Origin of the sequence: Enterobacter sp. CRENT-193, from assembly GCF_002787395.1 — a bacterium.
GTDB lineage: Bacteria > Pseudomonadota > Gammaproteobacteria > Enterobacterales > Enterobacteriaceae > Enterobacter > Enterobacter hormaechei_C.
On record NZ_CP024812.1, the window covers coordinates 4739571 to 4764205 of the forward strand.

Annotated in this window: 24 protein-coding genes; 17 read left to right on the top strand and 7 right to left on the bottom strand. The window is 53.1% G+C overall.

The window, feature by feature from the left end; genetic code table 11:
- Positions 1 to 232: 232 nt before the first annotated feature.
- Positions 233 to 2758, bottom strand: a complete 2526-nt coding sequence (mrcB, locus tag CU081_RS23600; protein ID WP_003856245.1) for a bifunctional glycosyl transferase/transpeptidase — start codon at positions 2756 to 2758, stop codon at positions 233 to 235.
- 144 nt (positions 2759 to 2902) lie between these two features.
- Positions 2903 to 5332: an ATP-dependent helicase HrpB gene (gene hrpB, locus CU081_RS23610; RefSeq protein WP_058647445.1), complete on the bottom strand. Its 2430-nt coding sequence runs from the start codon at positions 5330 to 5332 to the stop codon at positions 2903 to 2905.
- Positions 5333 to 5405: 73 nt separating this feature from the next.
- Here hrpB and thpR point away from each other — a divergent pair, with 73 nt between their 5' ends.
- The 16 genes from thpR to CU081_RS23690 all read left to right on the top strand — a co-directional run bounded on the left by thpR (position 5406) and on the right by CU081_RS23690 (position 19621).
- A complete protein-coding gene (gene thpR / locus CU081_RS23615) occupies positions 5406 to 5960 on the top strand; it encodes an RNA 2',3'-cyclic phosphodiesterase (protein ID WP_022650410.1) in 555 nt (184 codons plus the stop codon).
- Complete coding sequence (gene sfsA, locus CU081_RS23620; protein WP_017694492.1) at positions 5950 to 6654, top strand: DNA/RNA nuclease SfsA; 705 nt, start codon at positions 5950 to 5952, stop codon at positions 6652 to 6654. The genes thpR and sfsA overlap by 11 nt, the downstream gene beginning before the upstream one ends.
- 176 nt (positions 6655 to 6830) lie before the next feature.
- Positions 6831 to 7286 carry an RNA polymerase-binding protein DksA gene (gene dksA, locus CU081_RS23625; RefSeq protein ID WP_001155232.1) on the top strand — a complete coding sequence of 152 codons (456 nt, stop codon included), beginning with the start codon at positions 6831 to 6833 and terminating at the stop codon, positions 7284 to 7286.
- Positions 7287 to 7345: 59 nt separating this feature from the next.
- The gene (gene gluQRS, locus CU081_RS23630; protein WP_003856273.1) at positions 7346 to 8236 is read left to right on the top strand and encodes a tRNA glutamyl-Q(34) synthetase GluQRS; all 891 of its coding nucleotides are present in this window, start codon (positions 7346 to 7348) and stop codon (positions 8234 to 8236) included.
- Between the two features lie 42 nt (positions 8237 to 8278).
- A complete protein-coding gene (pcnB, locus tag CU081_RS23635; RefSeq protein WP_071785222.1) occupies positions 8279 to 9676 on the top strand; it encodes a polynucleotide adenylyltransferase PcnB in 1398 nt (465 codons plus the stop codon).
- A complete protein-coding gene (folK, locus tag CU081_RS23640; RefSeq protein ID WP_003856278.1) occupies positions 9673 to 10152 on the top strand; it encodes a 2-amino-4-hydroxy-6-hydroxymethyldihydropteridine diphosphokinase in 480 nt (159 codons plus the stop codon). Before pcnB ends, folK begins: the two co-directional genes overlap by 4 nt.
- Positions 10153 to 10275: 123 nt before the next feature.
- Entirely contained in the window at positions 10276 to 11067 is a 792-nt protein-coding gene (gene panB, locus CU081_RS23645) for a 3-methyl-2-oxobutanoate hydroxymethyltransferase (protein ID WP_003856280.1), read from the top strand.
- Positions 11068 to 11078: 11 nt separating this feature from the next.
- Complete coding sequence (panC, locus tag CU081_RS23650; RefSeq protein ID WP_003856282.1) at positions 11079 to 11930, top strand: pantoate--beta-alanine ligase; 852 nt, start codon at positions 11079 to 11081, stop codon at positions 11928 to 11930.
- Between the two features lie 31 nt (positions 11931 to 11961).
- Positions 11962 to 12342 carry an aspartate 1-decarboxylase gene (gene panD / locus CU081_RS23655; protein ID WP_003856284.1) on the top strand — a complete coding sequence of 127 codons (381 nt, stop codon included), beginning with the start codon at positions 11962 to 11964 and terminating at the stop codon, positions 12340 to 12342.
- A 276-nt stretch (positions 12343 to 12618) separates the two neighbouring features.
- The gene (locus CU081_RS23660; protein WP_022650409.1) at positions 12619 to 13227 is read left to right on the top strand and encodes a fimbrial protein; all 609 of its coding nucleotides are present in this window, start codon (positions 12619 to 12621) and stop codon (positions 13225 to 13227) included.
- Between the two features lie 80 nt (positions 13228 to 13307).
- Positions 13308 to 14051, top strand: coding sequence for a fimbrial chaperone (locus CU081_RS23665; protein WP_003856286.1), 744 nt, complete (start codon positions 13308 to 13310; stop codon positions 14049 to 14051).
- Positions 14052 to 14130: 79 nt separating this feature from the next.
- Positions 14131 to 16722 (top strand): outer membrane usher protein, encoded by a 2592-nt coding sequence (locus CU081_RS23670; protein WP_022650408.1) that lies wholly within the window; start codon positions 14131 to 14133, stop codon positions 16720 to 16722.
- A gap of 28 nt (positions 16723 to 16750) precedes the next feature.
- Positions 16751 to 17323 carry a fimbrial protein gene (locus CU081_RS23675; protein WP_003856288.1) on the top strand — a complete coding sequence of 191 codons (573 nt, stop codon included), beginning with the start codon at positions 16751 to 16753 and terminating at the stop codon, positions 17321 to 17323.
- A 26-nt stretch (positions 17324 to 17349) separates the two neighbouring features.
- The gene (locus CU081_RS23680) at positions 17350 to 17913 is read left to right on the top strand and encodes a hypothetical protein (RefSeq protein ID WP_022650407.1); all 564 of its coding nucleotides are present in this window, start codon (positions 17350 to 17352) and stop codon (positions 17911 to 17913) included.
- Between the two features lie 14 nt (positions 17914 to 17927).
- Complete coding sequence (locus CU081_RS23685) at positions 17928 to 18536, top strand: fimbrial-like protein (protein ID WP_022650406.1); 609 nt, start codon at positions 17928 to 17930, stop codon at positions 18534 to 18536.
- 11 nt (positions 18537 to 18547) lie between these two features.
- Positions 18548 to 19621 (top strand): fimbrial protein StkG, encoded by a 1074-nt coding sequence (locus CU081_RS23690; protein ID WP_003856292.1) that lies wholly within the window; start codon positions 18548 to 18550, stop codon positions 19619 to 19621.
- A gap of 1 nt (position 19622) precedes the next feature.
- Here CU081_RS23690 and CU081_RS23695 read toward each other — a convergent pair whose 3' ends face one another.
- The 4 genes from CU081_RS23695 to CU081_RS23710 all read right to left on the bottom strand — a co-directional run bounded on the left by CU081_RS23695 (position 19623) and on the right by CU081_RS23710 (position 23180).
- Positions 19623 to 20870 carry a polysaccharide deacetylase family protein gene (locus tag CU081_RS23695; RefSeq protein ID WP_003856293.1) on the bottom strand — a complete coding sequence of 416 codons (1248 nt, stop codon included), beginning with the start codon at positions 20868 to 20870 and terminating at the stop codon, positions 19623 to 19625.
- A 63-nt stretch (positions 20871 to 20933) separates the two neighbouring features.
- Entirely contained in the window at positions 20934 to 21374 is a 441-nt protein-coding gene (locus CU081_RS23700; protein WP_003856295.1) for a PTS sugar transporter subunit IIA, read from the bottom strand.
- A 112-nt stretch (positions 21375 to 21486) separates the two neighbouring features.
- Positions 21487 to 22257 (bottom strand): ABC transporter permease, encoded by a 771-nt coding sequence (locus tag CU081_RS23705; RefSeq protein ID WP_003856297.1) that lies wholly within the window; start codon positions 22255 to 22257, stop codon positions 21487 to 21489.
- Complete coding sequence (locus CU081_RS23710; RefSeq protein WP_003856300.1) at positions 22254 to 23180, bottom strand: ABC transporter ATP-binding protein; 927 nt, start codon at positions 23178 to 23180, stop codon at positions 22254 to 22256. Before CU081_RS23710 ends, CU081_RS23705 begins: the two co-directional genes overlap by 4 nt.
- A 107-nt stretch (positions 23181 to 23287) precedes the next feature.
- On the opposite strand from CU081_RS23710, the gene can reads away from it, so the two are divergent.
- Positions 23288 to 23950 (top strand): carbonate dehydratase, encoded by a 663-nt coding sequence (can, locus tag CU081_RS23715; protein ID WP_003856301.1) that lies wholly within the window; start codon positions 23288 to 23290, stop codon positions 23948 to 23950.
- A gap of 64 nt (positions 23951 to 24014) precedes the next feature.
- Here can and hpt read toward each other — a convergent pair whose 3' ends face one another.
- On the bottom strand, positions 24015 to 24551 hold the full coding sequence (gene hpt / locus CU081_RS23720) for a hypoxanthine phosphoribosyltransferase (protein ID WP_003856303.1): 537 nt from the start codon (positions 24549 to 24551) through the stop codon (positions 24015 to 24017).
- Positions 24552 to 24635 lie beyond the last annotated feature (84 nt).

Consider the following 24635-nt stretch of genomic DNA (forward strand, 5'->3'; position numbering starts at 1 on the left):
ATCTCTGATGGAAAAGGTGAATGATAACGTAAACGAGAATTATTATTATGACCGCAGAATAATATGCGAAACGCTGACGGCATAGCAAGCGATATGCGGCCCTACAAGAATTGAGGGTTTAAGAAATAATCAACGGAAAATGGGTCGTTAATAAGGATTGTAAACAGGGTTAAGGAAATGAGTTACTGAGGTGAAAAAATACCCCCTTCCTGAGAAGGGGGTATCAGTAGGGTTAGTTCCCGCCGAACATATCCTTGATCCAGCCGGCGACGCCGTCGCTGTCTTTCTTCTCTTCCTGCTGCTGCGGCTGTTGCTGCTGCGGCTGCTGAGGTTGAGAAGACTGATCGAACGGGTTACCTGTCGGTTCTTCTGGCTGGCTTTGCTGGCACAGCGCATCCGGGTTGGTCGTCCAGACCGGCAGCGTACGCACGCCACCGCCGCAAATGAAGTTACCCGAGCTGTCCACGCCCATATCGACGATATCTTCCGGAGCAACGAGGTTCAGCGGCACCGGAGACTGATTCGCGAGGTAGCGCTGGTAAATCGACATAGCACCGCTCGCGCCATACAGTTTGGTCGGCTGGTTGTTATCGCGCCCCACCCAGGTGATGACCACTTCACGACCATCAATACCGGCGAACCAGGTATCGACATTGTTGTTGGTGGTCCCGGTTTTACCCGCCAGATGCAGACCAGGATACTTCGCCCCCAGCTGACGACCGGTACCGCGCTGAACCACCTGCTGCATGGTCCACAGCGTCATATAGGCCGCCTGTGCCGGAACAGCGCGCTCCGCCTGCGGGAAGCTCTGATACAGCACGGAGCCATCTTCGGCAATCACCGAACGCAGAGCGGAGAGCGGCGCTCGGTTACCGCCGCTGGCGATGGTCTGGAACGCCTGCGCCACTTCGATTGGCGTCAGGTTAAGCGCCCCCAGAATCATCGCTGGCACAGGGTGCAGCTGATCTTTCGGTACGCCCAGCTTCTGCCAGGTGTCGGTGATGGCTGGCAGGCCCAGCGCCATCCCGAGGTTAACCGTTGGCACGTTCATCGAGCGGGTTAACGCATCCACCAGCATCACCTGACCGCTGAACTGTCTGTCATCGTTCTGCGGTGACCATACCTGGCCGTTAGGCTGGCGCAGGGAGATTGGCGCATCGGCAATCCAGGTGTTCAGTCGATAGAGGTTCGGCTGGCTCAGCGCGGTCAGGTAGGTTGCCGGTTTTGCCAGAGAACCAATCGAACGACGCGCCTGCATTGCGCGGTTATAGCCCGCATACTGCGGCTCAGCACCGCCCACCATGGCACGAACTTCGCCGGTGTTACGGTCAACCACTACCATCGCGGTTTCCAGATCGCTCAGCTTACGCTGCTTTTTCAGCGCCGGAATACCTTCTACCGCCGCTTTTTCTGCCGCATCCTGCGCCACGGAATCAAAGGTGGTAAAGATCTTCACGCCTGAGAGATCTTTCACTTTATCTCCGAGCTTAGACTGCAACTCCTGACGCACCATCTGCATAAAGGCAGGCTGCGGAGAGATCACCCCACCGCGCGGCTGAACGCCCAGCGGACGCGCGCTCAGCATGTCGTACAGCTCCTGGTCAATCACCTGCTGTTGTTGCAGCAGACGCAGCACCAGGTTACGACGCTCCAGCGCCAGTTTCGGGTTACGCCACGGGTTGTAGATCGACGCGCCTTTCACCATGCCCACCAGCAGCGCCTGCTGGTCAAGGCTCAGCTCTTCTACCGGACGGCCAAAGTAGTACAGGCTCGCCAGCGGGAAGCCGCGGATCTCGTTATCGCCGCTCTGACCGAGGTACACCTCGTTCATGTACAGCTCAAGAATACGATCCTTGCTGTAGCGCGCATCCATCAGCACAGCCATGTACGCTTCGTTGGCTTTACGCCAGTAAGAGCGCTCGCTGGAGAGGAACAGGTTTTTCACCAGCTGCTGGGTCAGGGTACTCGCCCCCTGCACCGTACGCCCGGCGGTCAGGTTCGCCAGTACCGCACGACCAATGGAGTAAAGGCTGATACCGTCGTGCTCGTAGAAGTGGCGATCTTCGGTTGCCAGCAGGGTATCCACCAGCAAATCCGGGAAGCCGTTACGCGCCACGAACAGCCGCTGTTCGCCGTTTGCGGACGACAGCATGGTGATGAGACGCGGATCGAGACGGAAGAAACCGAACTGGCGATCGTTATCCATGTTCTCAATGGTTTCAAGACGATCGCCGTCAAAGGTCAGACGCGCGCGAACCTGCCCTTCTTTACTGTCCGGGAAGTCGAACGGACGGCGGATCATCTCAATACTTTTCGCCTGGACGGTAAATTCGCCTGGACGGGTCATTTTCGTGACCTGACGATACTGCGTGGCTTGCAGCAGCTTCACCATCTCGTTCTTGCTGATGGACATGTCCGGCTCAAGGTTCACCATGCGGCCGTACACTGCCGCAGGCAATTGCCAGACTTTCCCGTCAATACGGCTGCGGATCTTCTGATCCAGATAAACGCCGTAAATCGCGATCAGGACAACAAAAACAATGAACAGCTTCAGCAGCAGCCAGAACCAGCCGCGCTTACCACGAGGCTTACGCCCTTTGCCTTTCCCTTTACGCGGCATCGGTTCTTCATCCTCATAATCGTCTTCATAGTCATCGTCATACTCCTCATCTCTGAGGCGACGACGGCTTACCTTTTCTTTCGCCGGACGCGTCGGCTTTCCCTTACGTCCTATTGGCTCGCGGTCATTCCCCGCCATGCTTTTTCTCCGCAACATTCAGGCGCAAAGGCCAGATTTTCTTATCTTGCACAGGTCAGTGAAAGAAGAAATCTCTCAAAGTTTGTTTCTCCCTCTCCCTGTGGGAGAGGGCCGGGGTGAGGGCATCAGCCCGCACTTTCCCCATTACGAATATTTTTTCGTGCGCCGTGTCGGCGCGGTATTCGCCGGATCGTCCGGCCAGACGTGTTTGGGATATCGCCCTTTCATCTCTTTCTGCACTTCACGATAGCTCCCCGCCCAGAACGCTCCCAAGTCGCGGGTGATCTGCAAGGGACGATGCGCAGGCGAAAGCAGCTCAAGCACTAACGGCACACGGCCTTCAGCAATGGACGGCGTGGTGGCCTCACCAAACATCTCCTGCATCCGAACCGCCAGCGCCGGCGGATTATCCTCATGATAACGAATGGCAATCCGGCTCCCGGTTGGCACAGTGTAATGCCCAGGCAGTTCACTATCCAGACGTTGACGTAACGACCAGTCCAGTAAATTCTGTAACGCTGCCTTAACATCAAGCGCCTTCAGGGCGCGCAGGGAGTGTACGCCGCTCATCTGCGGCAACAGCCACTGTTCAAGCATCGCGAGCAGCATCTCATCATCCACCGCTGGCCACCCCTGTTCCGGCAGCCACTTCGCGGCGCAGTGCAGACGAATACGATATTGTTCAGCCTCCGGCGTCCAGTTCAGTACGCTCAGCCCTTTTTCCCGAATGCCATTCAGCATCGCCTGGTGTAACTCTTCCTCCGACGGCTTCGCCAGCGGTTTCGTCCCGAGCGTCAGTTTGCCAATCTGGCTACGACGGAACGCCTTCAGCGTGCCCTGGGTATCATCCCATTCCACGATGTCAGATTGCTGAAGCAACTGCGGGCAGGCACGCGTCAGGAGGTCAATATCCACGGCAACCGCCTGTAAAATACGCGCGTCCGGGGAGTGGCTGCCCTGGAGTAAGAGCGGCGCGATCAGCCATTCATGACGCATCTGGGCGTCATCGCTGTCCAGCATCGCGCCCATCCCATTTGCCAGCTGATAGCGACCATCCAGCCCGCGACGGCGCGCGATTCTGTCCGGGAAGGCCTGGGCCAGCAGAGGGATAACTTTATCGCTGTCAGGCGAACCGCCCCGGCAATTCAGGCGTTTACACAGCTGCTGCGCCCGCTGTTGCCAGCTTCCCTGATGGCGTGAAAAGGCCTGTCCCAGATCGCTGCCGCCACCGCGCGGCGGCTCCTCAAGAATAGCCGCCAGTTTTGCCGCCGTGGCAATTTCATCGTCGCCCTGTGCTGCTACCAGCATTGCCGCCAGACGTGGATCGTTGCCCAGCGCCGCCATTTTCTGGCCGCGCGCCGTCAGTCGCTCGCCTTCCAGCGCGCCAAGCTGGGTCAGCAGACTGCACGCGGCGGAAAGGTTGACGACAGGCGGAGGATTAAGCCAGGTGAGCTGGTCAGGGTCCGGACAGCCCCACTGCATCAGATCCATCACCAGTCCGGAGAGATCGCTTTGTAAAATCTCAGGCGTGCTCTGGAATGCCGCACGCTCCGCCTGCTCGGCGCTGGTTAAATGCAGGCAAATACCCGGCTCAAGACGCCCTGCTCGCCCTGCGCGCTGCACCATTGAGGCCTGGCTGATGCGCTGCGTCAGCAGCCTGGTCAGCACGGTACGCGGATCAAAACTGGCCACCCTCTCCAGCGTACTGTCCACCACCAGGCGAATGCCTTCGATGGTCAAACTGGTTTCCGCGATATTGGTTGCCAGCACCACTTTGCGCTGCCCCGCCGGTGCGGGAAGGATTGCCTTGCGCTGGTCAGCCAACGGCAGCGCGCCGTAGAGCGGGCACAGCATAACGTCACTGTTCACCCGGGATGCCAGCTGCTCCTGTACGCGCTGGATTTCGCCTACGCCGGGTAAAAACAGCAGCAGCGAGCCGGGCTCCTGGCGGAGCAATTCGGCGGTGGCGATGGCAACCGCTTCGTCAAAACGCTGATGGGCAGGCAGCGGCTGATAGCGGCGCTCGACCGGGAACGCACGCCCTTCAGAGGAGATCATCGGCGCGTCAGGGAGCGTCTGCCGGAGCCGCTCGTTATCCAGCGTCGCCGACATAATCAGCAGCCGAAGGTCGTCGCGCAGCCCCTGCTGAACGTCGAGCAGCAGCGCAAGGGCCAGATCGGCCTGGAGGCTGCGCTCGTGAAATTCATCAAGGATCACCAGCCCGACGCCGGTCAGCTCCGGATCGTTTTGCAACATACGGGTAAGAATACCTTCGGTGACCACTTCCAGCCGCGTGGATGGTCCAACGCAGGTTTCGGCGCGCATCCGGTACCCTACCGTTTCACCCGGTTTTTCATTCAGCAGTTCCGCCAGGCGCTGCGCCACATTGCGCGCCGCCAGCCTGCGCGGCTCCAGCAGGATAATTTTCCCGCTGATGTTCCCATCGCGCAGAATTTGCAGGGGCAGCCAGGTGGATTTACCCGCTCCGGTGGGCGCGCTGAGCAAAACCTGTGGCGCATGTTCTAAGGCTGCGAGAAGCTCAGTAAGGACGACGGCGACGGGCAAAGAGGACACTTACGGCTCCAGAGGGTTAACATTAATCGGCGTACATTGTAGCATCGGCGCATATCATTACCGAGTCTTGCGCATGTCTGAGTCTAAACGGCTATTCTTCGCCATTGAATTACCCACCACGCTTCAACGGCAGATTGTTCGCTGGCGCGCCAGCCACTTCCCCGCGGAAGCGGGCCGCCCCGTCGTCGCCGCCAATATGCACCTGACGTTAGCCTTTCTTGGTGAAGTAAGCGCTGAAAAGCAGCGCGCGTTAAGCGCAATGGCCGGACGCATTTCGCAGCCGGGGTTTACGCTGCATCTTGACGATGCCGGGCAATGGCTGCGCTCTCGGGTGGTCTGGCTGGGGACGCGGCAGCCCCCTCGCGGACTGCTACAGCTCGCCAACATGCTGCGGGCGCAGGCCGCGCGCAGCGGCTGTTATCAGAGCCCGCAGCCGTTTCGTCCCCACATTACCCTGCTGCGCGATGCGGGTCAGGCCGTTGCCATCCCGCCACCGGGCTTTCACTGGTCCTTTCAGGTGAATGAATTTGCGCTGTACGAATCTGCCTTTGTACAAGGACGCACCCGCTATACTCCGCTCCAGCGCTGGACGCTGGGCGACACGTTAAGGAATCCTGATGAAGTTTAGTCCTGCACTCCAGCCCGCCACGCTGATCCAGCGTTACAAACGCTTTCTCGCTGATGTGATCACCCCTGAGGGCGAAACGCTCACGCTGCACTGCCCTAACACCGGCGCCATGACCGGTTGCGCCACGCCGGGTGACACGGTCTGGTATTCCACATCAGAAAATACTAAACGCAAATATCCCCATACCTGGGAAATGACCGAGACGCAAAGCGGGGCATTTATTTGCGTTAATACCCTGCGCGCAAATCAGCTGGTTAAGGAAGCTCTGACAAATGGAATGCTTCCTGAACTGGTGGGTTACGGCACGCAAAAAAGCGAAGTGAAATATGGCGATGAAGGCAGCAGAATTGATTTTATGTTACAGGCGGAAGACCGCCCTGAGTGCTATATTGAAGTGAAATCAGTGACGTTAGCGGAACAGGAAAACGGCTTCTTTCCGGATGCGGTAACGCTACGTGGCCAGAAGCATCTGCGAGAGCTAATGAGTGTAGCGGCGGCGGGCAAGCGCGCCGTGTTGCTGTTTGCGGTTCTGCATTCAGCCATTGAACGGTTTTCCCCGGCCCGTCATATTGATCCTAAATACGCGCAATTGTTGAATGAGGCACAAAAGCAGGGGGTAGAGATTTTCGCTTATAAAGCGGAACTTTCTGCCGATAATATGACTCTGAGATCCTCTCTTCCCATTGTCTTATAAGGGATTAGACGATTGACTAATAAGTGTTCTGGCCGCGTGCGCAAATACGCTTTTCCTCACAGGGTTGTCAAGTGTTACGTTTAGATAATTGCCATACGGAAAAGCATCTGCTATTTATAGCGACCTGATTTTTCCCCCAACACGGGGATCGATAGTGCGTGTTAAGGAGAAGCAACATGCAAGAAGGGCAAAACCGTAAAACATCGTCCCTGAGTATTCTCGCCATCGCTGGGGTGGAGCCGTATCAAGAGAAGCCGGGCGAAGAGTATATGAACGAAGCCCAGCTGTCGCACTTCAAGCGTATTCTTGAAGCATGGCGTAATCAACTCAGGGATGAAGTCGATCGCACCGTTACACATATGCAGGACGAAGCTGCTAACTTCCCGGACCCGGTCGACCGTGCCGCTCAGGAAGAAGAGTTCAGCCTCGAACTGCGTAACCGTGACCGCGAGCGCAAACTGATCAAAAAGATCGAAAAAACGCTGAAGAAGGTCGAGGACGAAGATTTTGGCTACTGCGAATCCTGCGGTGTTGAAATCGGTATTCGTCGCCTGGAAGCGCGTCCAACAGCCGATCTGTGCATCGACTGTAAAACGCTGGCAGAAATCCGCGAAAAACAGATGGCTGGCTAACGCCTGCCCTCTCACTACTCTGCTAAGGCGGGAGTCTCTCCCGCCTTGTTACCGTTGATATGTCTGAATCTCACTATATCGGGCGCTTTGCGCCATCTCCCTCCGGTGAATTACACTTCGGCTCATTAATTGCCGCGCTTGGCAGCTACCTACAGGCTCGCGCCCGTCAGGGTCAATGGCTGGTCCGCATTGAAGATATCGATCCTCCGCGTGAAGTTCCCGGTGCAGCAGAAACTATTCTGCGTCAGCTGGAACATTACGGTCTTCACTGGGACGGCGACGTACTCTGGCAGTCTCAACGCCATGATGCCTACCGTGAACGTCTGGCGTGGCTTGCTGAATGGGGCCTTTCCTATAACTGCACCTGCACGCGGGCGCGAATTCAAAGCGTGGGTGGCGTTTACGACGGCCACTGTCGTACGCGGCACAACGGTCCTGAGAATGCTGCCGTACGGCTGATACAGCGTTCTCCGGTGACGCAGTTTACCGACGTTCTCTCAGGAACCATTCAGGCGGATGAACGCCTGGCGCGTGAAGATTTTATTATTCACCGTCGTGATGGTTTGTTTGCCTATAACCTGGCGGTGGTTGTCGATGACCATTTCCAGGGCGTCACGGAAATCGTGCGCGGGGCGGATCTGGTTGAGCCTACCGTGCGGCAAATATCGCTTTACCAGCAGTTTGGCTGGACGGTGCCGGATTACATCCATCTGCCGCTGGCGGTCAATGAACAGGGAAATAAGCTGTCGAAACAGAATCATGCCCCGGCGCTGCCTGACGGCGATCCGCGCCCGGTTTTGATCGACGCGCTGCGATTTCTCAACCAGAATGTAACGCAGGAATGGCAGGATCTGAGTCTGGATGAATTGCTGAAAACGGCCATTGCTGACTGGGCGCTTATCGCCGTGCCAAAAATCCAGCATTCTCAAATGCGTTGCGCTGAGCTATGATTAGCCGCTTTTTTGATAACAAAACACACTACGAGGTGTACTATTTTTACCCGAGTCGCTAATTTTTGCCGTAAAGTGCTGAGCCGCGAAGAGAGCATGGCGAACGACGCTATTGCACAGCCACACATGTCGGTCATTCCGCGTGAGCAGCACAATATTTCCCGCAAAGATATCAGTGAAAATGCCCTCAAGGTGCTCTATCGTCTGAATAAAGCAGGCTACGAGGCCTATCTCGTCGGCGGCGGGGTGCGCGATTTACTGCTGGGCAAAAAACCAAAAGATTTCGACGTGACGACCAGCGCCACGCCTGAGCAGGTGCGTAAATTATTCCGCAACTGCCGTCTGGTTGGCCGCCGTTTCCGTCTGGCGCACGTGATGTTTGGACCGGAAATTATTGAAGTGGCGACCTTCCGCGGTCACCACGAAGCGGGCGTCAACGATCGCACGACTTCCCAGCGCGGCCAAAATGGCATGCTGCTGCGCGACAACATCTTCGGCTCTATTGAAGAAGATGCTCAGCGTCGCGATTTCACCATCAACAGCCTTTACTACAGCGTGGCGGATTTTACCGTGCGCGATTACGTCGGCGGTATGCAGGATCTGAAAGACGGCCTGATTCGCCTGATCGGCACGCCGGAAACGCGCTATCGCGAAGATCCGGTCCGAATGCTGCGCGCCGTGCGTTTCGCCGCCAAGCTGAACATGCGTATCAGTCCGGAAACCGCAGAGCCGATCCCGCGCCTGGCGACGCTGATTAACGACGTCCCCCCTGCCCGTCTGTTTGAGGAGTCGTTAAAGCTGCTCCAGGCAGGCTACGGGTTTGAAACCTACAATTTGCTGCGTGAATACAACCTGTTCCAGCCGCTGTTCCCGACCATTACCCGCTACTTCACCGAAAACGGTGACAGCGCAATGGAGCGGATGATTGCACAGGTGCTGAAGAACACGGATACCCGTATTCATAACGATATGCGCGTGAATCCGGCGTTCCTGTTCGCGGCCATGTTCTGGTATCCGCTGCTGGAAACGGCGCAGCGCATCACTCAGGAGAGCGGTCTCGCCTATTATGATGCGTTCGCGCTGGCGGCAAACGACGTGCTGGACGAAGGCTGTCGCACGCTGGCGATCCCGAAACGTATTACCACGCTGGTGCGTGATATCTGGCAGCTTCAGCTGCGTATGTCCCGCCGTCAGGGTAAACGCGCCTGGAAGCTGATGGAGCATCCTAAGTTCCGCGCCGCGTTCGATTTGCTCTCTCTGCGTGCTGAAGTCGAAAGAAACCAGGAGCTACAGCGCCTGGCGCAGTGGTGGGGAGAATTTCAGGTCTCTGCACCACCAGAGCAGAAAGATATGCTTACGGATCTCGATGATGAGCCGGCACCGCGCCGTCGTCACCGTCGCCCGCGCAAACGCGCACCGCGTCGTGAAGGCACGGCATGACCCTTGCGTATATCGCCATCGGCAGCAATCTGGCCTCTCCAATGGAGCAGGTTAACGCTGCCGTGCAGGCGCTGGGGGAGATCCCGCAAAGCCGCATCGTCGCGCTGTCCTCATTTTACCGTACGCCGCCGCTCGGCCCGCAGGATCAGCCTGATTATCTGAACGCCGCCGTGGTGCTGGAAACGACCCTTGACGCAGAAACGCTGCTGGATAATACCCAGCGTATTGAGCTACAGCAGGGTCGCGTCCGCAAAGCCGAACGCTGGGGACCGCGCACCCTCGATCTCGATATTATGCTTTTCGGCCACGAGGTGATTAACACCGAACGCCTCACCGTTCCGCATTACGACATGAAAAACCGCGGGTTTATGCTCTGGCCGCTGTTTGAAGTCGCGCCCGATCTCACCTTCCCTGACGGCGCCTCGCTGCAAGCCGTTCTGCAAAATCTCAACGCGGATAAACCGGCCCGCTGGTAATCCCGCCTCTGCATCGATTAACCATTCCTTATTTGCGGTTAATCGATTGCCTAAAATCATTGTTCCCTCGAATGTTACTGTTAGAATGCGCAAAGATTCGCTATTGGGCCATCAGGAAACAGTATGAAACCAACCACCATCTCCTTATTGCAGAAATGCAAACAGGAAAAAAAACGCTTCGCCACTATCACCGCGTATGATTACAGCTTCGCAAAACTGTTTGCCGAAGAAGGGATCAACGTCATGCTGGTCGGGGACTCGTTAGGGATGACGGTACAAGGACATGATTCCACGCTGCCGGTCACGGTCGAGGATATTGCTTACCATACCCGCGCCGTGCGCCGGGGTGCGCCCGCCTGCCTGCTGCTTTCCGATCTGCCGTTTATGGCGTATGCCACCCCGGAACAGGCCTTTGAAAATGCGGCGACAGTGATGCGTGCTGGCGCCAATATGGTCAAAATCGAAGGCGGCGCCTGGCTGGTCGATACGGTAAAAATGCTTACCGAACGCGCCGTGCCGGTTTGTGGTCATTTGGGGCTAACGCCGCAGTCTGTCAACATCTTTGGCGGATATAAGGTGCAGGGCCGAGGCGATGCGGCGCAGACGCTGTTTGATGATGCCGTGGCGCTGGAAGCCGCGGGCGCACAGCTGCTGGTGCTGGAGTGTGTGCCGGTTGAGCTGGCTAAGCGTATCACTGAGGCGCTGTCGATTCCGGTGATCGGCATCGGCGCGGGCAACGTCACCGATGGCCAGATTCTGGTCATGCACGACGCCTTCGGGATCACCGGCGGCCACATTCCAAAATTTGCTAAAAATTTCCTGACAGAAGCAGGCGACATGCGTGCTGCTGTGCGGCAGTATATTGCCGAGGTTGAGTCCGGCGTTTATCCGGGCGAAGAACACAGTTTCCATTAAGGAGTCCAGGCGTGCTAATCATAGAAACTCTGCCGCTGCTGCGCCAGCATATCCGCCGTGCACGTCAGGAAGGTAAACGTATCGCCCTTGTTCCAACCATGGGCAACCTGCACGACGGCCATATGAAGCTGGTCGATGAAGCGAGAGCCCGTGCAGATATTGTGGTAGTCAGTATCTTCGTTAACCCGATGCAGTTCGATCGCGAAGACGATCTGGCGCGCTACCCACGTACCTTGCAGGAAGATTGCGAGAAGCTCAAAAAACGTCATGCGGATATCGTCTTCGCTCCGGCCCCCGCAGATGTATATCCCCAGGGCACCACTGAATCGACCTACGTCGATGTGCCGGGTATTTCGACCATGCTGGAGGGCGCCAGCCGCCCGGGCCATTTCCGTGGCGTTTCTACCATCGTCAGCAAGCTGTTTAACCTGGTGCAGCCGGACATCGCCTGTTTTGGCGAGAAAGATTTCCAGCAGCTGGCGCTGATCCGCAAAATGGTTGCCGATATGGGCTACGACATTGAGATAGTCGGCGTACCGATTGTGCGTGCGAAAGATGGCCTGGCGCTCAGCTCCCGTAACGGCTATCTGACCGCCGAACAGCGTAAAATTGCGCCGGGTTTAAGCAAAGTCATGAATACCATGGCAGAGCAACTGCTGGCAAAAGAGTTAACCGCAGAAGAAATTATCGCTCTGGCTGAACAGGCGCTGAACGAGAAAGGTCTTCGTGCTGACGACGTTCAAATTCGGGATGCCGATACGCTTCTGGCGCTTACAGAGACCAGCAAACGTGCGGTAATTCTGGTGGCGGCATGGCTCGGCCAGGCCCGCCTTATCGATAACAAAGTGGTTGAACTGGCGTAGTTTTACTACCCGGAAGTGAAAGGTAAACGTAATGATTCGCAAAATGCTACAAGGTAAGCTTCACCGTGTGAAAGTCACCCAGGCCGACCTGCACTATGAAGGCTCCTGCGCGATTGACCAGGATTTTCTCGACGCGGCGGGTATTCTCGAAAACGAAGCTATTGATATCTGGAACGTTAATAACGGCAAACGCTTTTCAACGTACGCGATTGCCGCTGAACGCGGATCTAAAATCATCTCCGTTAATGGGGCAGCAGCGCACTGCGCGGACGTAGGCGATATCGTCATTATTGCCAGCTTTGTGATGATGTCTGACGAAGAAGCACGTCGCTGGCAGCCTAAAGTGGCCTACTTTGAAGGCGATAATGAGATGAAACGTACCGCGAAGGCGATTCCGGTGCAGGTTGCCTGATAATATTTATCCCACGACCCATTCTTGTGCATTTATTAAATGAATGGGTCTTTAAAAAGCATTTATTGAATTAATATCCAGCTCTTCCCGCCCCACCAGACAAACACACCATATTGATAACAAATAACTTTAAATTTACTAAACTATTCTTTTAGTTTAAATCACGCACAATATCTACATTTCATTGAGATTAACAATATAATTCGCCACGAAATTTAATTTCAAATAAAAGCTTTACAGGCACTTATTATTTACTCAACGAATATGGATATTGAAATGATTTCTAAAAAATATGGTTTGTCAATTGCACTAGCAAGCGTTCTGGCTGCGGGTTCAGCGGTAGCAGCAGATTCTGACACCGGGACTATTACTTTCCACGGCATGGTTTCTAACAATACTTGCCAGGTCTCCCTTGACCAGAAAATCGATCAAAACGGTAACGATTTTGACGTAACCCTGGACACTGTATTTGTACGTGATTTTTCAACCGCACTGGGTACCACCAGCACCTTGGGTGAAAAGAAATTCTCCCTTTCTCTGACCGGTTGTGATACCGAGACTGCGAAGAAAGCGTCTGCCCAGTTCTCTTCATGGGCGGGTTCTTCTTCTACAGAAGGCGGTCTGCTGGTGCCACCAAGCAATGCACAGGGTTCTGCTAAGAACGTTAACCTGGTGCTGTCAAACGACGGTAACTCAGCTACCGATCAGATTAAAATTGACCAGACCAACAACACTCAGAAAGCAACTATTGATGCGACTTCTGGCGCAGGAAACCTGTACTACCGCGTAGCATACACCCAGGGTCAGGGCTGGAATGCAACAAGCAACCCAGTATCTGCTGGTACCGTGCAGGCACAGGTTGCCTTCACCATGATTTACGAATAAGAGATTCGTAAACTTTAAATTAAGCAATCCTTCATGATAAATGAGGGATTGCTTGTGTAATTCCAAAAGGAAGTGGAAAAATGTCTCATTCAATCTTTATTAAAAATTTTAAAGCCGCATTGCTCGCAACTGCTTTTTTGGCCGCATCGAATGCAAGTGCGGACATTGTTATTTCCGGCACCCGTATTATCTACCCACAGTCATCGAAGGATGTCGTCGTTAATCTCGATAACCATGGAACCAAACCGCTTTTGGTTCAAACCTGGCTTGATGATGGGCGTGATGGCGTAAACCCGGAAGAGTTGAAGCTTCCTTTTATCATTACCCCTCCGGTATCCCGCATTGACCCGAAAAAAGGCCAATCCGTACGTATTACCTACACAGGTATACCTTTACCACAGGATCGTGAATCGCTTTTCTGGTTCAATGTCCTGGAGATTCCGCCAAAATCAAAAGCTGCGGATAAAGAGAATCTTAACCAGCTTCAGCTGGCATTCAGAACGCGTATTAAATTCTTTTACCGACCAGACGGGTTAAAAGGCTCGGCAGGTGAAGCCGCTGAGCATTTGACATGGACGCAGAAAAAAGAGGGGAACGCAGTTAAGCTTGTTGCCCATAATAACTCACCCTATAACGTCTCCGTTTCAGCGGTCACCATTAAAGCCAGTCAAAAAACATACGACGTTGATCATAAGGCCGTTCCACCGTTTAGTGATACCACAATGACGGTGAAAGGCTTAGCTTCTGCCGTAAATGGTAAAGTCGAGTTTGATACCATTAATGATTATGGCGGCACAGACCATCACGAAGCTGGACTTAAATAGAACACGCTTTAATACACATAATAATTGATAGCATTAACTCTGTGGAGAGTTCTCTCTACACTGATTAAGTGGATGTGCCATGTTATTTAAACGTTCTCTTTTATGTCTTGCGATAAGCGCAGCATTGCCTTTTTATGCTTGCGCAGAAAATATCACGCCAGCAAAAGATCTGCCTGATAATGAAGAAGAGGTCGAGTTTAACGATCAATTTCTTTTAAATGGCAGTGCTAGTATTGATATTAATCGTTTTTCACATGGCAACCCGGTTTTACCGGGGACCTATCGCACTAAGATCAACCTGAACGGTAAACTGAAGTCTACCGTGGAGGTCACGTTTAAAGATAACGGAACACCTCGTGCGACACCGTGCATAACAAAACTGCTGCTGTCACAATCGGGTGTCGACACCAGCACATTGCCTGACGGACCGGAAGACGATGAAACCTGCGTCGATATTAAAAAATCCTTCCCTGGCGCTACGGTTAGCTATGACAGTGGCAAGCAGGCAATGGATTTTAATTTTCCGCAGATTTATGTGCTGAAACGCCCGGCAGGCTATGTCGATCCATCGTTGTGGGATAATGGGATCCCTGCCGCTCTGCTCTCTTATGACATGAACGGGTGGCGTAGCGAGAACAACGGCAGTACATCAGAAAGTGCATATGTAGGATTACGCTATGGTCTGAATATGGGGCCATGGCGTCTGCGCTCGCGTGGCAATTTTAACTGGGACAAAGATAGTGGCACAAAATATTCCAGTCAGGATGTCTATTTGCAGCGCGATATTACACCGTTGAGCGCCCAGTTTGTCATCGGCGACTCTTACACGCGTGGCGAGGTATTTAACTCTATGAGCCTTCGCGGTGCACGCATGTACAGTGACGATCGCATGTTGCCAATGGGGTCCACAGGCTACGCTCCTGTCATCCGGGGTGTCGCGAACAGTAACGCGAAGGTCAGCGTCACGCAGAGCGGCAATAAGATCTATGAAACCTCGGTGCCACCAGGCGCGTTTGAAATAAACGACCTGAGTACCACAGGTTACGGTAATGATTTACTGGTAACGATTGAAGAAGCGGACGGCAGCAAACGCTCTTTTACCGTACCCTTTTCATCCGTTACTCAGATGCTCCGTCCGGGAGCCTCTCGCTGGGACGTCGGTTTAGGTGAATTAAATGACGATTCACTGATTGATGCGCCTAAAGTGGGTTACGGTACCCTTTACTATGGCCTGAATAATACGTTCACGGGTTATATTGGCGCACAATATACCGATATGGATTTTTATGCCGGTATTCTCGGCGTGGCAATGAATACCCCTGTTGGTGCGTTTGCATTCGACGTTACGCAATCATACGCAGATATTGAGGGGCTGGATAAATTAAGCGGTCAAAGTTATCGTTTAACGTACAGTAAAATGATTGAGTCGACGAATACTTCCTTTAACGTTGCGGCTTATCGTTTCTCGACGGAAGACTACCTGACGCTTAACGATGCGGCGCAACTTCAGGACAGTATTAAGCACCAGAAATACTCAAACCGTAGCTATGACTCAAACGAAGCGTTATATGCAGACTACCAGCGCACCAAAAATCAGGTGCAAATTAGTCTTAACCAACCGCTAACATCCGGAGAGGACAATTATGGCTCCCTGTATGTAAGCGGCACCTGGCAGGATTACTGGAACGCTACGGGCTCAACTTCCAATTATAATATTGGTTATAACAATAGCTTCACCTATGGCAGCTACAGCCTGTCATTACAGCGAACCTATGATCAGAACGGCAAGAAAGACGACAGCGTTTATTTAAGCCTGAGCATTCCATTAAGTGTATTCTCAAAAGATAGAGGGAATTCTGGTGGATTCTCGAACATTAACATGGGATTACGTTCCGACCTTAAAGGCGGCACAAGCTTTAACACGTCCGCGGGTGGAAATACGCAAGATAATAAGGTGAGTTATTCCGTTAGCGCCTCGTCAAACAGCGGTAATTATGGTGACCTGAATCAGATAAGCGGCTACGGGTCCTATAACAGTGAATATGGCCCGCTGGGTTTATCTGCCTCTTTTGGCGATGACAACAGTAAACAATATTCTGCCTCCTATAGCGGTGGCATGGTATTGCATTCAGGGGGCATCGCATTTGCGCCAGGGAGTATTGGTGACAACGATGCGCTGGCGCTGGTCAAAGCGAGTGGCGCGAAAGGTGCCGGTATCGGCTTTGGTAACAGTGAAATAGGCAGTTCCGGCTATGGCATTCTGCCTTATATGTCTGCCTACCGTGAAAACCGCGTATACCTTGATATCAGCACGCTGGAAAACGATGTTGAAATTAAAAACACCAGTGAAATTACGGTTCCCCGCAGTGGTTCCGTTGTGCTGGTTGATTTTGTAACCGATGAAGGTCGTTCATTAATTTTAGAACTTAAGCGCACCGATAACGGATTTATTCCTTTAGGCGCTGATGTTTTAAATGAAAAAAATGAATCAATTGGCACCGTAGGGCAGGCGGGGCAAGCCTATGTCCGCGGCGTTGAAGATGAAGGCACGCTTCATGTTGTCTGGGGAAGCGATAAAGACAGTAAGTGTGACGTGCATTATAACGTCTCATCACATGCTCAAAAAGTAGGACTTACAACGGTACTCAGCAATCAAGTGTGCCAGATGTAATTATTCGGGAAAATAGACGAGAGTTTGTATGAAAAAAAATCTTTATAGCCTGTCAGCCGTTGCCATGACGATGCTGGCGTTATCAGGTGCAGCGCTCGCCGAGGGCACGAATCTCGATGTTAACTTCACGGCTAATATCCGTGAAACCACTTGTGATATGAAACTGGTTGGTGGTGAGGGTTCCGATACTCAGCAAACGCTGAAAATCGGTGGCGGTCAGGTGCGCCTTGACGATGTCAAAGCTGGCACCGCAAATGCCAATTTCAAAATCGTGATCGTTGAGTGCCCGGCATCTCTGACCTCATTGAAAACCACAGTATCGGGAACACGCTCTGGTTATTTATTCTCCGGCCTTGTTAACTCAATATTAAAAACCGCCGGAGGCGCAGACTACTCTGCTGTTGAAATTGCCAGAGCCAGCACACCGGATGCCCCGTTTATCATTAACTCCAAAGACGATTCGGAGCGCCTGGTCTGGACCCCTACAGAAATCCAGAATAAAGAAGTTCAATTGGTAGCCACATTGCGTGAAACCAAAGCTAACAGCATGACAGTTGGTGATTTCCAGGCCGTGGCAACTTTCGAGTTTAGCTACGAGTAATTGGCGCAGGAAAACGGAGCAATATTATGAAATTTAAATCAACTTTAATCGCCCTGTCCGTTTCTACCCTTCTCTTCTCTGGAGTGGTAAGCGCTGCAATTACAGGCACCGATAGTGTCAGTATGACGATTCAAACAAAGGTAGTTTCAGGCACCTGTACAGCAAAAGTGCTCAACGGCGCAGGTACTGCATCCACTGAAATTGCATTTGGCGATGTATACAAATCGGATCTGGTGAATAAAACCCGCGTCGAGCCGCTCAAAATAAGCTTCACTAACTGTTCTGGGGTAACGAAGGCAACGGTCGCTGCCGCGAAAGGCGCTGGCGGAGAATGTAGTGGTATAGGCAAAAATGGTGACTCTTTCTCTGGCGGCTTAGCAACGGGCTTTGAAATCTGGTCCGGCACTGTCGATACAGGCTTGTTGATGAGCTGTAACACGCCTCCGGCGGCTCAGGAAGTCACCATTACTGACGGCGCGGGTGAATTCCCGATGAACTCTCGTATTGTCATAGGCCAAGGCATGGCGATTAGTGATGTTGGCACAGGTGCGGTTACCGCTCCGGTAACGTTTACCGTCACCTATCAATAATTCCAGGTACCATCATGCAACAATCACCGTTTAATTTACACCAGCCCGGTCTTGTGTTGCTTATCGGTCTGGCTGGTAGCACTCTGCCTGGCATATGCCAGGCAGGTTCAGGTGTGGATGTAAACCTGACAGCAAATATTGTTAATAATACCTGTCGGCTAAGCGTCGAAAACGGCGGAGAGATCACTTTGCCGACCGTGACACGAGACTGGTTTTATAACAGCGACAAGAGCGATCGTCTATCGCCAACCGATGATGAAGCAGGAACGCCTTTTACGATCCACGTAGATGACTGCTACGCGAGCAGTACAGAAGGCGCAACGATTAACAAACTGAAATTTAGTTTTGCTCCGCAAAATGGTTTCTGGAGTAATCACAACCAGGTCTTTAAAAACGATGCCACAGCCGGTGCGGCTGAAAATGTGGGTATCGTTATTTTTTCAGATGCGTTCAAAACTAACGTCCTGAACAGCGACGGGACATCAAACGTTATTTACGATGTCAGTGGAAGTAGCGAGAACTATATAAAGGATTATGGATTTTACGCGCGTTATCAGAACGTTGGAACTATCACCAGCGGCGCTGTGATGAGTAATGTTCTGGTTAACGTAAGCTATGAATAAAGGGATTTAGGATGAAAAAATATCTTACTATATTAGCGTTAGCGGCGTTCGGGCTGTCTGGCGCAGCGCATTCCGCGTTAGAATGTAAATTTAACAGTAATGATACGCTGCTCATTATGTCTCCGGGCACACAGCCGGTCATTACACCTCTGCCTGTTGGTACGGTAACGACACCCGTGCAGATCAGTAACACTATAATTATGGAAACAACCCCAGCATTAACATCAAGTTGCGAAGTTGGTGACGATGGTGAAAATGTTTACCAGATGACGAACAATGCAATGCTTTGGGGGGAGATCGATGGCAAAGCCACTTTTCGTACAAACATCCCCGGGATTGTTTACACGCTGGCATTCTATCCTGATGGCAATGGTGTAACGGCCTGGTTCCCACCCAATCCAAATGAGTTTTATCTCACGGGTAACGATCATGATAACGAAGATGCTGTAAAAGGAAAAACCTGGCACGTTCGTATGGAGTTCTGGCAGACAAACGGATTCACCGGTGTTCCCAACGACGAAGACTTCCTGACCGCAAGCAGTGGTCCAATCGGTCAAATTATCCTCGGTAATCCAAATGGAACGACAGTAGAAGATCACCCTCGCCCTCTGGTGAATATGTCTCAGATGTCGTTCAGTATTCCATTAAATCGCCCGACCTGTGCCTTACGTGCGCCCACAACGGTAAACCTTGGTGACTGGTATCCCGCGGAGGTCGAAAGCGGGAATACCAGCAAAGTCGAGTTCCATGTGACGGGTACATGCGTGAATACCATCGGCGTTTACTATACGCTATCCTCCACGCACACCACCGCAGATAAGAAATATTTTACCAATACCGTGGAGAGTTCAGGTGGTGTGACTGCGGCAGGTGGCGTTGGCGTTATGATTCTGGATAGCCAGAATGATAATTATCCTGTGCCAGCGAATGGCAGCAAGCACGTCATCGCGGTGGGTGAAGTGTACGGCGATCCCGTGAGTATTTTAGACAAATCAATTTGGGCCAAACTGGTTAAGATCGGCAGCGATCCGGTAACCGTCGGTGTTTTCGGCACCACCGTGACCATTCAGACCACGTACGAATAACCTACCCCTGCGGCTGATTACTGATCAGCCGCGACATGGTCTCCAGCGAATCCGTTCTTAAAATATACAGACGTTTCAGTAAGAACGGATTATCCCCCGGCTTCACCTTCCCTTTCACCGTGGTCACCGCCAGATGAAACCCCGCATCGTTCGCCGCTTTAATCGCTTTATTGTCATAGCCGCCAAACGGATACGACACATACAACACGCGCGGGTTGAACTGCGCCAGTGCACGACGTGATCGTTCAAAATCAAACAGGATCACGTGATAGCTACGGCTCAACAGGATGGGGTGTTTATAGCCATCCACGCGATGCAGGAAATGGGTGTGAGACTGAATGTCGAACACATCCTGGATGCCCTTGATTTCCTGAACGCTCATAAACTGTAGCGATTTTGGATCCCACTTCTGCGGATGGCCTTTGATACGTGATGAAATTATAAACGCCGTCGCGTTGAAGCCATATTCTTTCAGAACAGGGTACGCGTAGCGGCTCACCGATTTGAGACCATCATCAAAGGTGATCACCACTGCTTTCGCGGGTAGGTTCATCTTGTTACGCACGTACCCTTCAAGCTGGTACATCGTCAGCGTGGTATAGCCTTGATCGCGTAACCAGGCCATCTGATTATTAAACGCACGTACGCTGGTCGTCGTGGAGGTATGTCGAAAACGGGTGTTCTCTTCATCACGCAAAATATGATGGTAAGTCAGAACCGGTAGCCCGTTATCTTCCTGTGCATCGAGGCTGCTGATCCACGCCAGACGATTACCGATACGGATCTGAAACCATGTCTGGTTCAGGCGGTCTTTCAGCTTATTCAGAATCGGATAGCGAAGATTGGCGCTTAAGGTGCCAAAGGGCGCGCTTCCGCTGCTGGGGGCGTTATACACCGGCGTGTCTTTCCAGGTAATGAGGTTTTGATTACTGAGCGGCTTGTTCAAGTCACCCAGGCTATCCTCAACGCGTTGTTTGCCCTGAACTTTTTCAAGGTGGTCTTTATCAATAAACCCCGTACCGAATCCGAAACGAAATTCATAGTAATCCGCCGCGGCCGGAAAGACAGCGAGGATCTGCCCGGCGCGAACATTCCCTACATTCACGACGGCATTTCCCACCTGCGCCCAGATGGCCGCATCTTCGGTGGTTTGCATATATTGGGCAGGAAGGCCTTGCTGACTGGTCAGGCTGGCAGACGCACCACCGGAAACCAGCAGCAGAAGGATAAAGATAACGCGCATGAGCATGGGATATAAATCGATACGGAAAATCAGTCGCCATTGTAGCAAAAGCGACATCAATACCAATGTTTAATGCTTATACAGATCGTGAAGCAGAACGAAAGGCGGGTTCTTCTGCTGCTGGTGCCACAGGCTGCTCACGCCCGGGGAGCCCTGCGCCACAATGGCGTGGCGAAACTCAGCGCTGCTCAACGTTGCGCGCAGCGGATACATCGCTTCGAGTAAAGGCAGGCTGATACCGGAGATCACTTCACAATTATCATGCTTATGGCTCATTAACGCCGCTGAACGGTAAGGCGCCGCGCCCGATTTGTCGGTGAGAAAAATCACGCCATCACCGGTGTCGGTTTCATGCAGCGCGTCGCACATCATCCGGCTGAGCATGTTGGTGCTTAACCCTCGCCAGTAATTTACAGCACGGCATTGCGCCAGGGGACCAAACCGGGCCTCCAGCTTCAGCAGCATTTCCTGCGCCACTTCATCGTGGCAGGTGATCACCCATCCCAGCATAACGTCTCTCCTTAGCAGGCGAGTAGTTTACCGAAGTGAAGGTTAGTTTACGGTGATAACTGTCAAAGAAAGCGCCCGGCAGACGGTACGTCGCCGGGCAGAAGGCAGAGGATTAGCTGCGCAGCCCACGGCCACGCTGGATCAAATACCAACACAGCAGGTAGAACGCCACGATAAACACCACCAGCACGACGACGGTGGTGAACAGCGGCACGTCGGTGATGCCGAGGAAACCAAAGCGGAAGCCGCTGATCATATAGACAATCGGGTTCAGGTGCGACAGCGCCTGCCAGAACGGCGGCAGCAGCGTCAGGGAGTAAAACACCCCGCCCAGATAGGTCAGCGGCGTCAGCACAAAGGTCGGGATCAGGCTGATGTCGTCAAAGGTTTTAGCGAACACCGCATTCAGCAAGCCGGCCAGCGAGAACAGAATCGCGGTGAGCAGCAGCGTCAGCGCCACGAAAAGCCAGGAGTGAACCTGAAACGGCACGAAGAACAGCGAAATGGCCGTTACCAGGATACCCACGCACAGCCCGCGCGCCACGCCGCCGCCCACGTAACCGGCGATGATGACGTGCGTTGGCACCGGCGCCACCAGCAGCTCTTCAATGTTGCGCTGGAACTTGGCGCTGAAGAATGAGGACGCCACGTTCGCGTAGGCGTTGGTGATCACCGCCATCATGATCAGGCCCGGCACGATAAACTGCATATAGGTGAAGCCGTGCATCTCACCAATGCGGGAGCCAATAAGGTTGCCGAAAATGATGAAGTAGAGCGTCATGGTGATCACCGGCGGCACCAGGGTTTGCACCCAGATACGCATAAAGCGGTTAATCTCTTTCGCCCAGATGCTTTTCAGCGCGACCCAGTAAAGATGCGTCATGCCTTGTCTCCTTGTTTGTCGTGCACCAGAGAGACAAACAGCTCTTCCAGTCGGTTTGCTTTGTTACGCATGCTTAATACCTGAATGCCCTGCGCACTCAACTGTGAGAACACGCTGTTAATACCCTGCTCGCGCAGCACTTCTACCTCCAGCGTCGAGGTATCGACCAGGCGATAGTTGTAGCCCTCCAGTTTCGGCAGCGCGCTTTTCGCCGCCAGATCGAGGATAAAGGTCTCTGATTTGAGCTTGGAGAGCAGATTCTTCATCGAGGTGTTTTCCACCAGCTCACCGTGCTGAATGATGCCGATATTGCGGCACAGCATTTCCGCCTCTTCCAGGTAGTGCGTGGTCAGAATGATGGTGGTGCCTTTGTCGTTCAGATCTTTCAGGAAACCCCACATGGAGCGACGCAGTTCAATATCCACACCAGCGGTCGGCTCATCAAGGATAAGCAGCTTTGGCTCGTGCATCAGCGCGCGGGCAATCATCAGGCGGCGCTTCATCCCTCCGGACAACATCCGCGCGCGCTCGTTACGTTTCTCCCACAGATCAAGCTGTTTCAGGTACTTTTCGCTGCGCTCAAGCGCCTCTTTGCGCTCCACGCCATAGTAACCCGCCTGGTTAACAACAATCTGCTGTACCGTCTCAAACGGGTTAAAGTTGAACTCCTGCGGCACCAGCCCCAACTGGCGCTTGGCGTTGACCACATCTTTTTGCAGATCGTAGCCAAACACGCTGACGCGGCCCGAGGTTTTATTGACCAGTGAACTGATGATCCCGATGGTGGTGGATTTCCCTGCCCCGTTCGGCCCCAGAAGCGCGTAGAAATCTCCCGCTTCGACTTTAAGATCTATCCCGCGCAGCGCCTGAACGCCCCCCGGGTAGGTTTTTTTGAGCTGTTCAAGCTCCAGTGCAATCGCCATGAATTCAACTTACCTTAAGTTCTGACACACGTTGTGTGGTTTCATTAAAAGTCGGGTTACCCTATAGTAGCGCAACGCAATCACTTGGTTACAGGTCGCTAACCTCCATGAACGACATTGATACACTCATCAGCAACAATGCACTATGGTCAAAAATGCTGGTGGAGGAAGACCCCGGATTTTTTGGAAAACTCGCGCAAGCGCAGAACCCGCGCTTTCTCTGGATTGGATGTTCCGACAGCCGCGTCCCCGCCGAACGTCTGACTGGTCTTGAACCTGGCGAACTGTTTGTTCACCGCAATGTGGCTAACCTGGTTATTCATACCGATCTCAACTGCCTTTCGGTTGTTCAGTATGCCGTCGACGTTCTTGAGGTTGAGCACATCATTATTTGTGGTCACTACGGCTGCGGCGGCGTGCAGGCGGCAGTCGAAAATACAGAGCTGGGGTTAATCGATAACTGGCTGCTGCACATTCGTGATATCTGGTTCAAACATAGCTCACTGCTGGGCGAAATGCCGCAGGAGCGCCGTCTCGACACGCTGTGTGAGCTGAACGTGATGGAGCAGGTGTATAACCTGGGCCATTCGACGATTATGCAGTCTGCCTGGAAACGCGGGCAGAAGGTCTCTATCCACGGCTGGGCGTACGGTATTCACGACGGCCTACTGCGCAATCTGGAAGTGACCGCCACCAACCGCGAAACGCTGGAACAGCGTTACCGCTCGGGAATTGCCAACCTCAAGCTTAAGCACGTTAACCATAAATAACAAAGCCGGGGGTTTTCACCCTCTCCCTGTGGGAGAGGGCTGGGGTGAGGGCATCAGCCCGCAATTATTCGTCCAGAATCACCACTTTCCCAACATACGGCAGATGGCGATAACGCTGTGCGTAATCAATGCCATAACCCACCACGAACTCATCCGGGATGGAGAAACCAACGAACTCCACCGGCACCTGCACTTCACGGCGCTCAGGCTTATCCAGCAGAGTACAAATCGCCAGTGATTTAGGTTCACGCAGGCTCAGGATCTCACGCACTTTAGAGAGCGTGTTGCCGGAGTCGATGATGTCCTCAACAATCAACACATCTTTGCCACGAATATCTTCATCCAGATCTTTCAGGATTTTCACATCACGGGTTGTGGACATGCCGCTGCCGTAACTGGAGGCGGTCATAAAATCGACCTCGTGCGGCACCTGCACTTCACGGCACAGGTCTGCCATGAACATGAAAGAGCCACGCAACAAACCGACCAGCACCATTTCGCTGCCGCTGTCCTTGTAATGTTCGGTGATTTGACGACCCAGTTCGGCGATACGCGCTTTGATCTCGGCTTCCGGGATCATCACTTCAACAGTATGTTTCATATTACTAACCAAATGATTTTAGTGAAAATCTCTCAATGCGGATGACTCTCGCTCCGGCATCGATACGCAAGCCAGCCATTATAC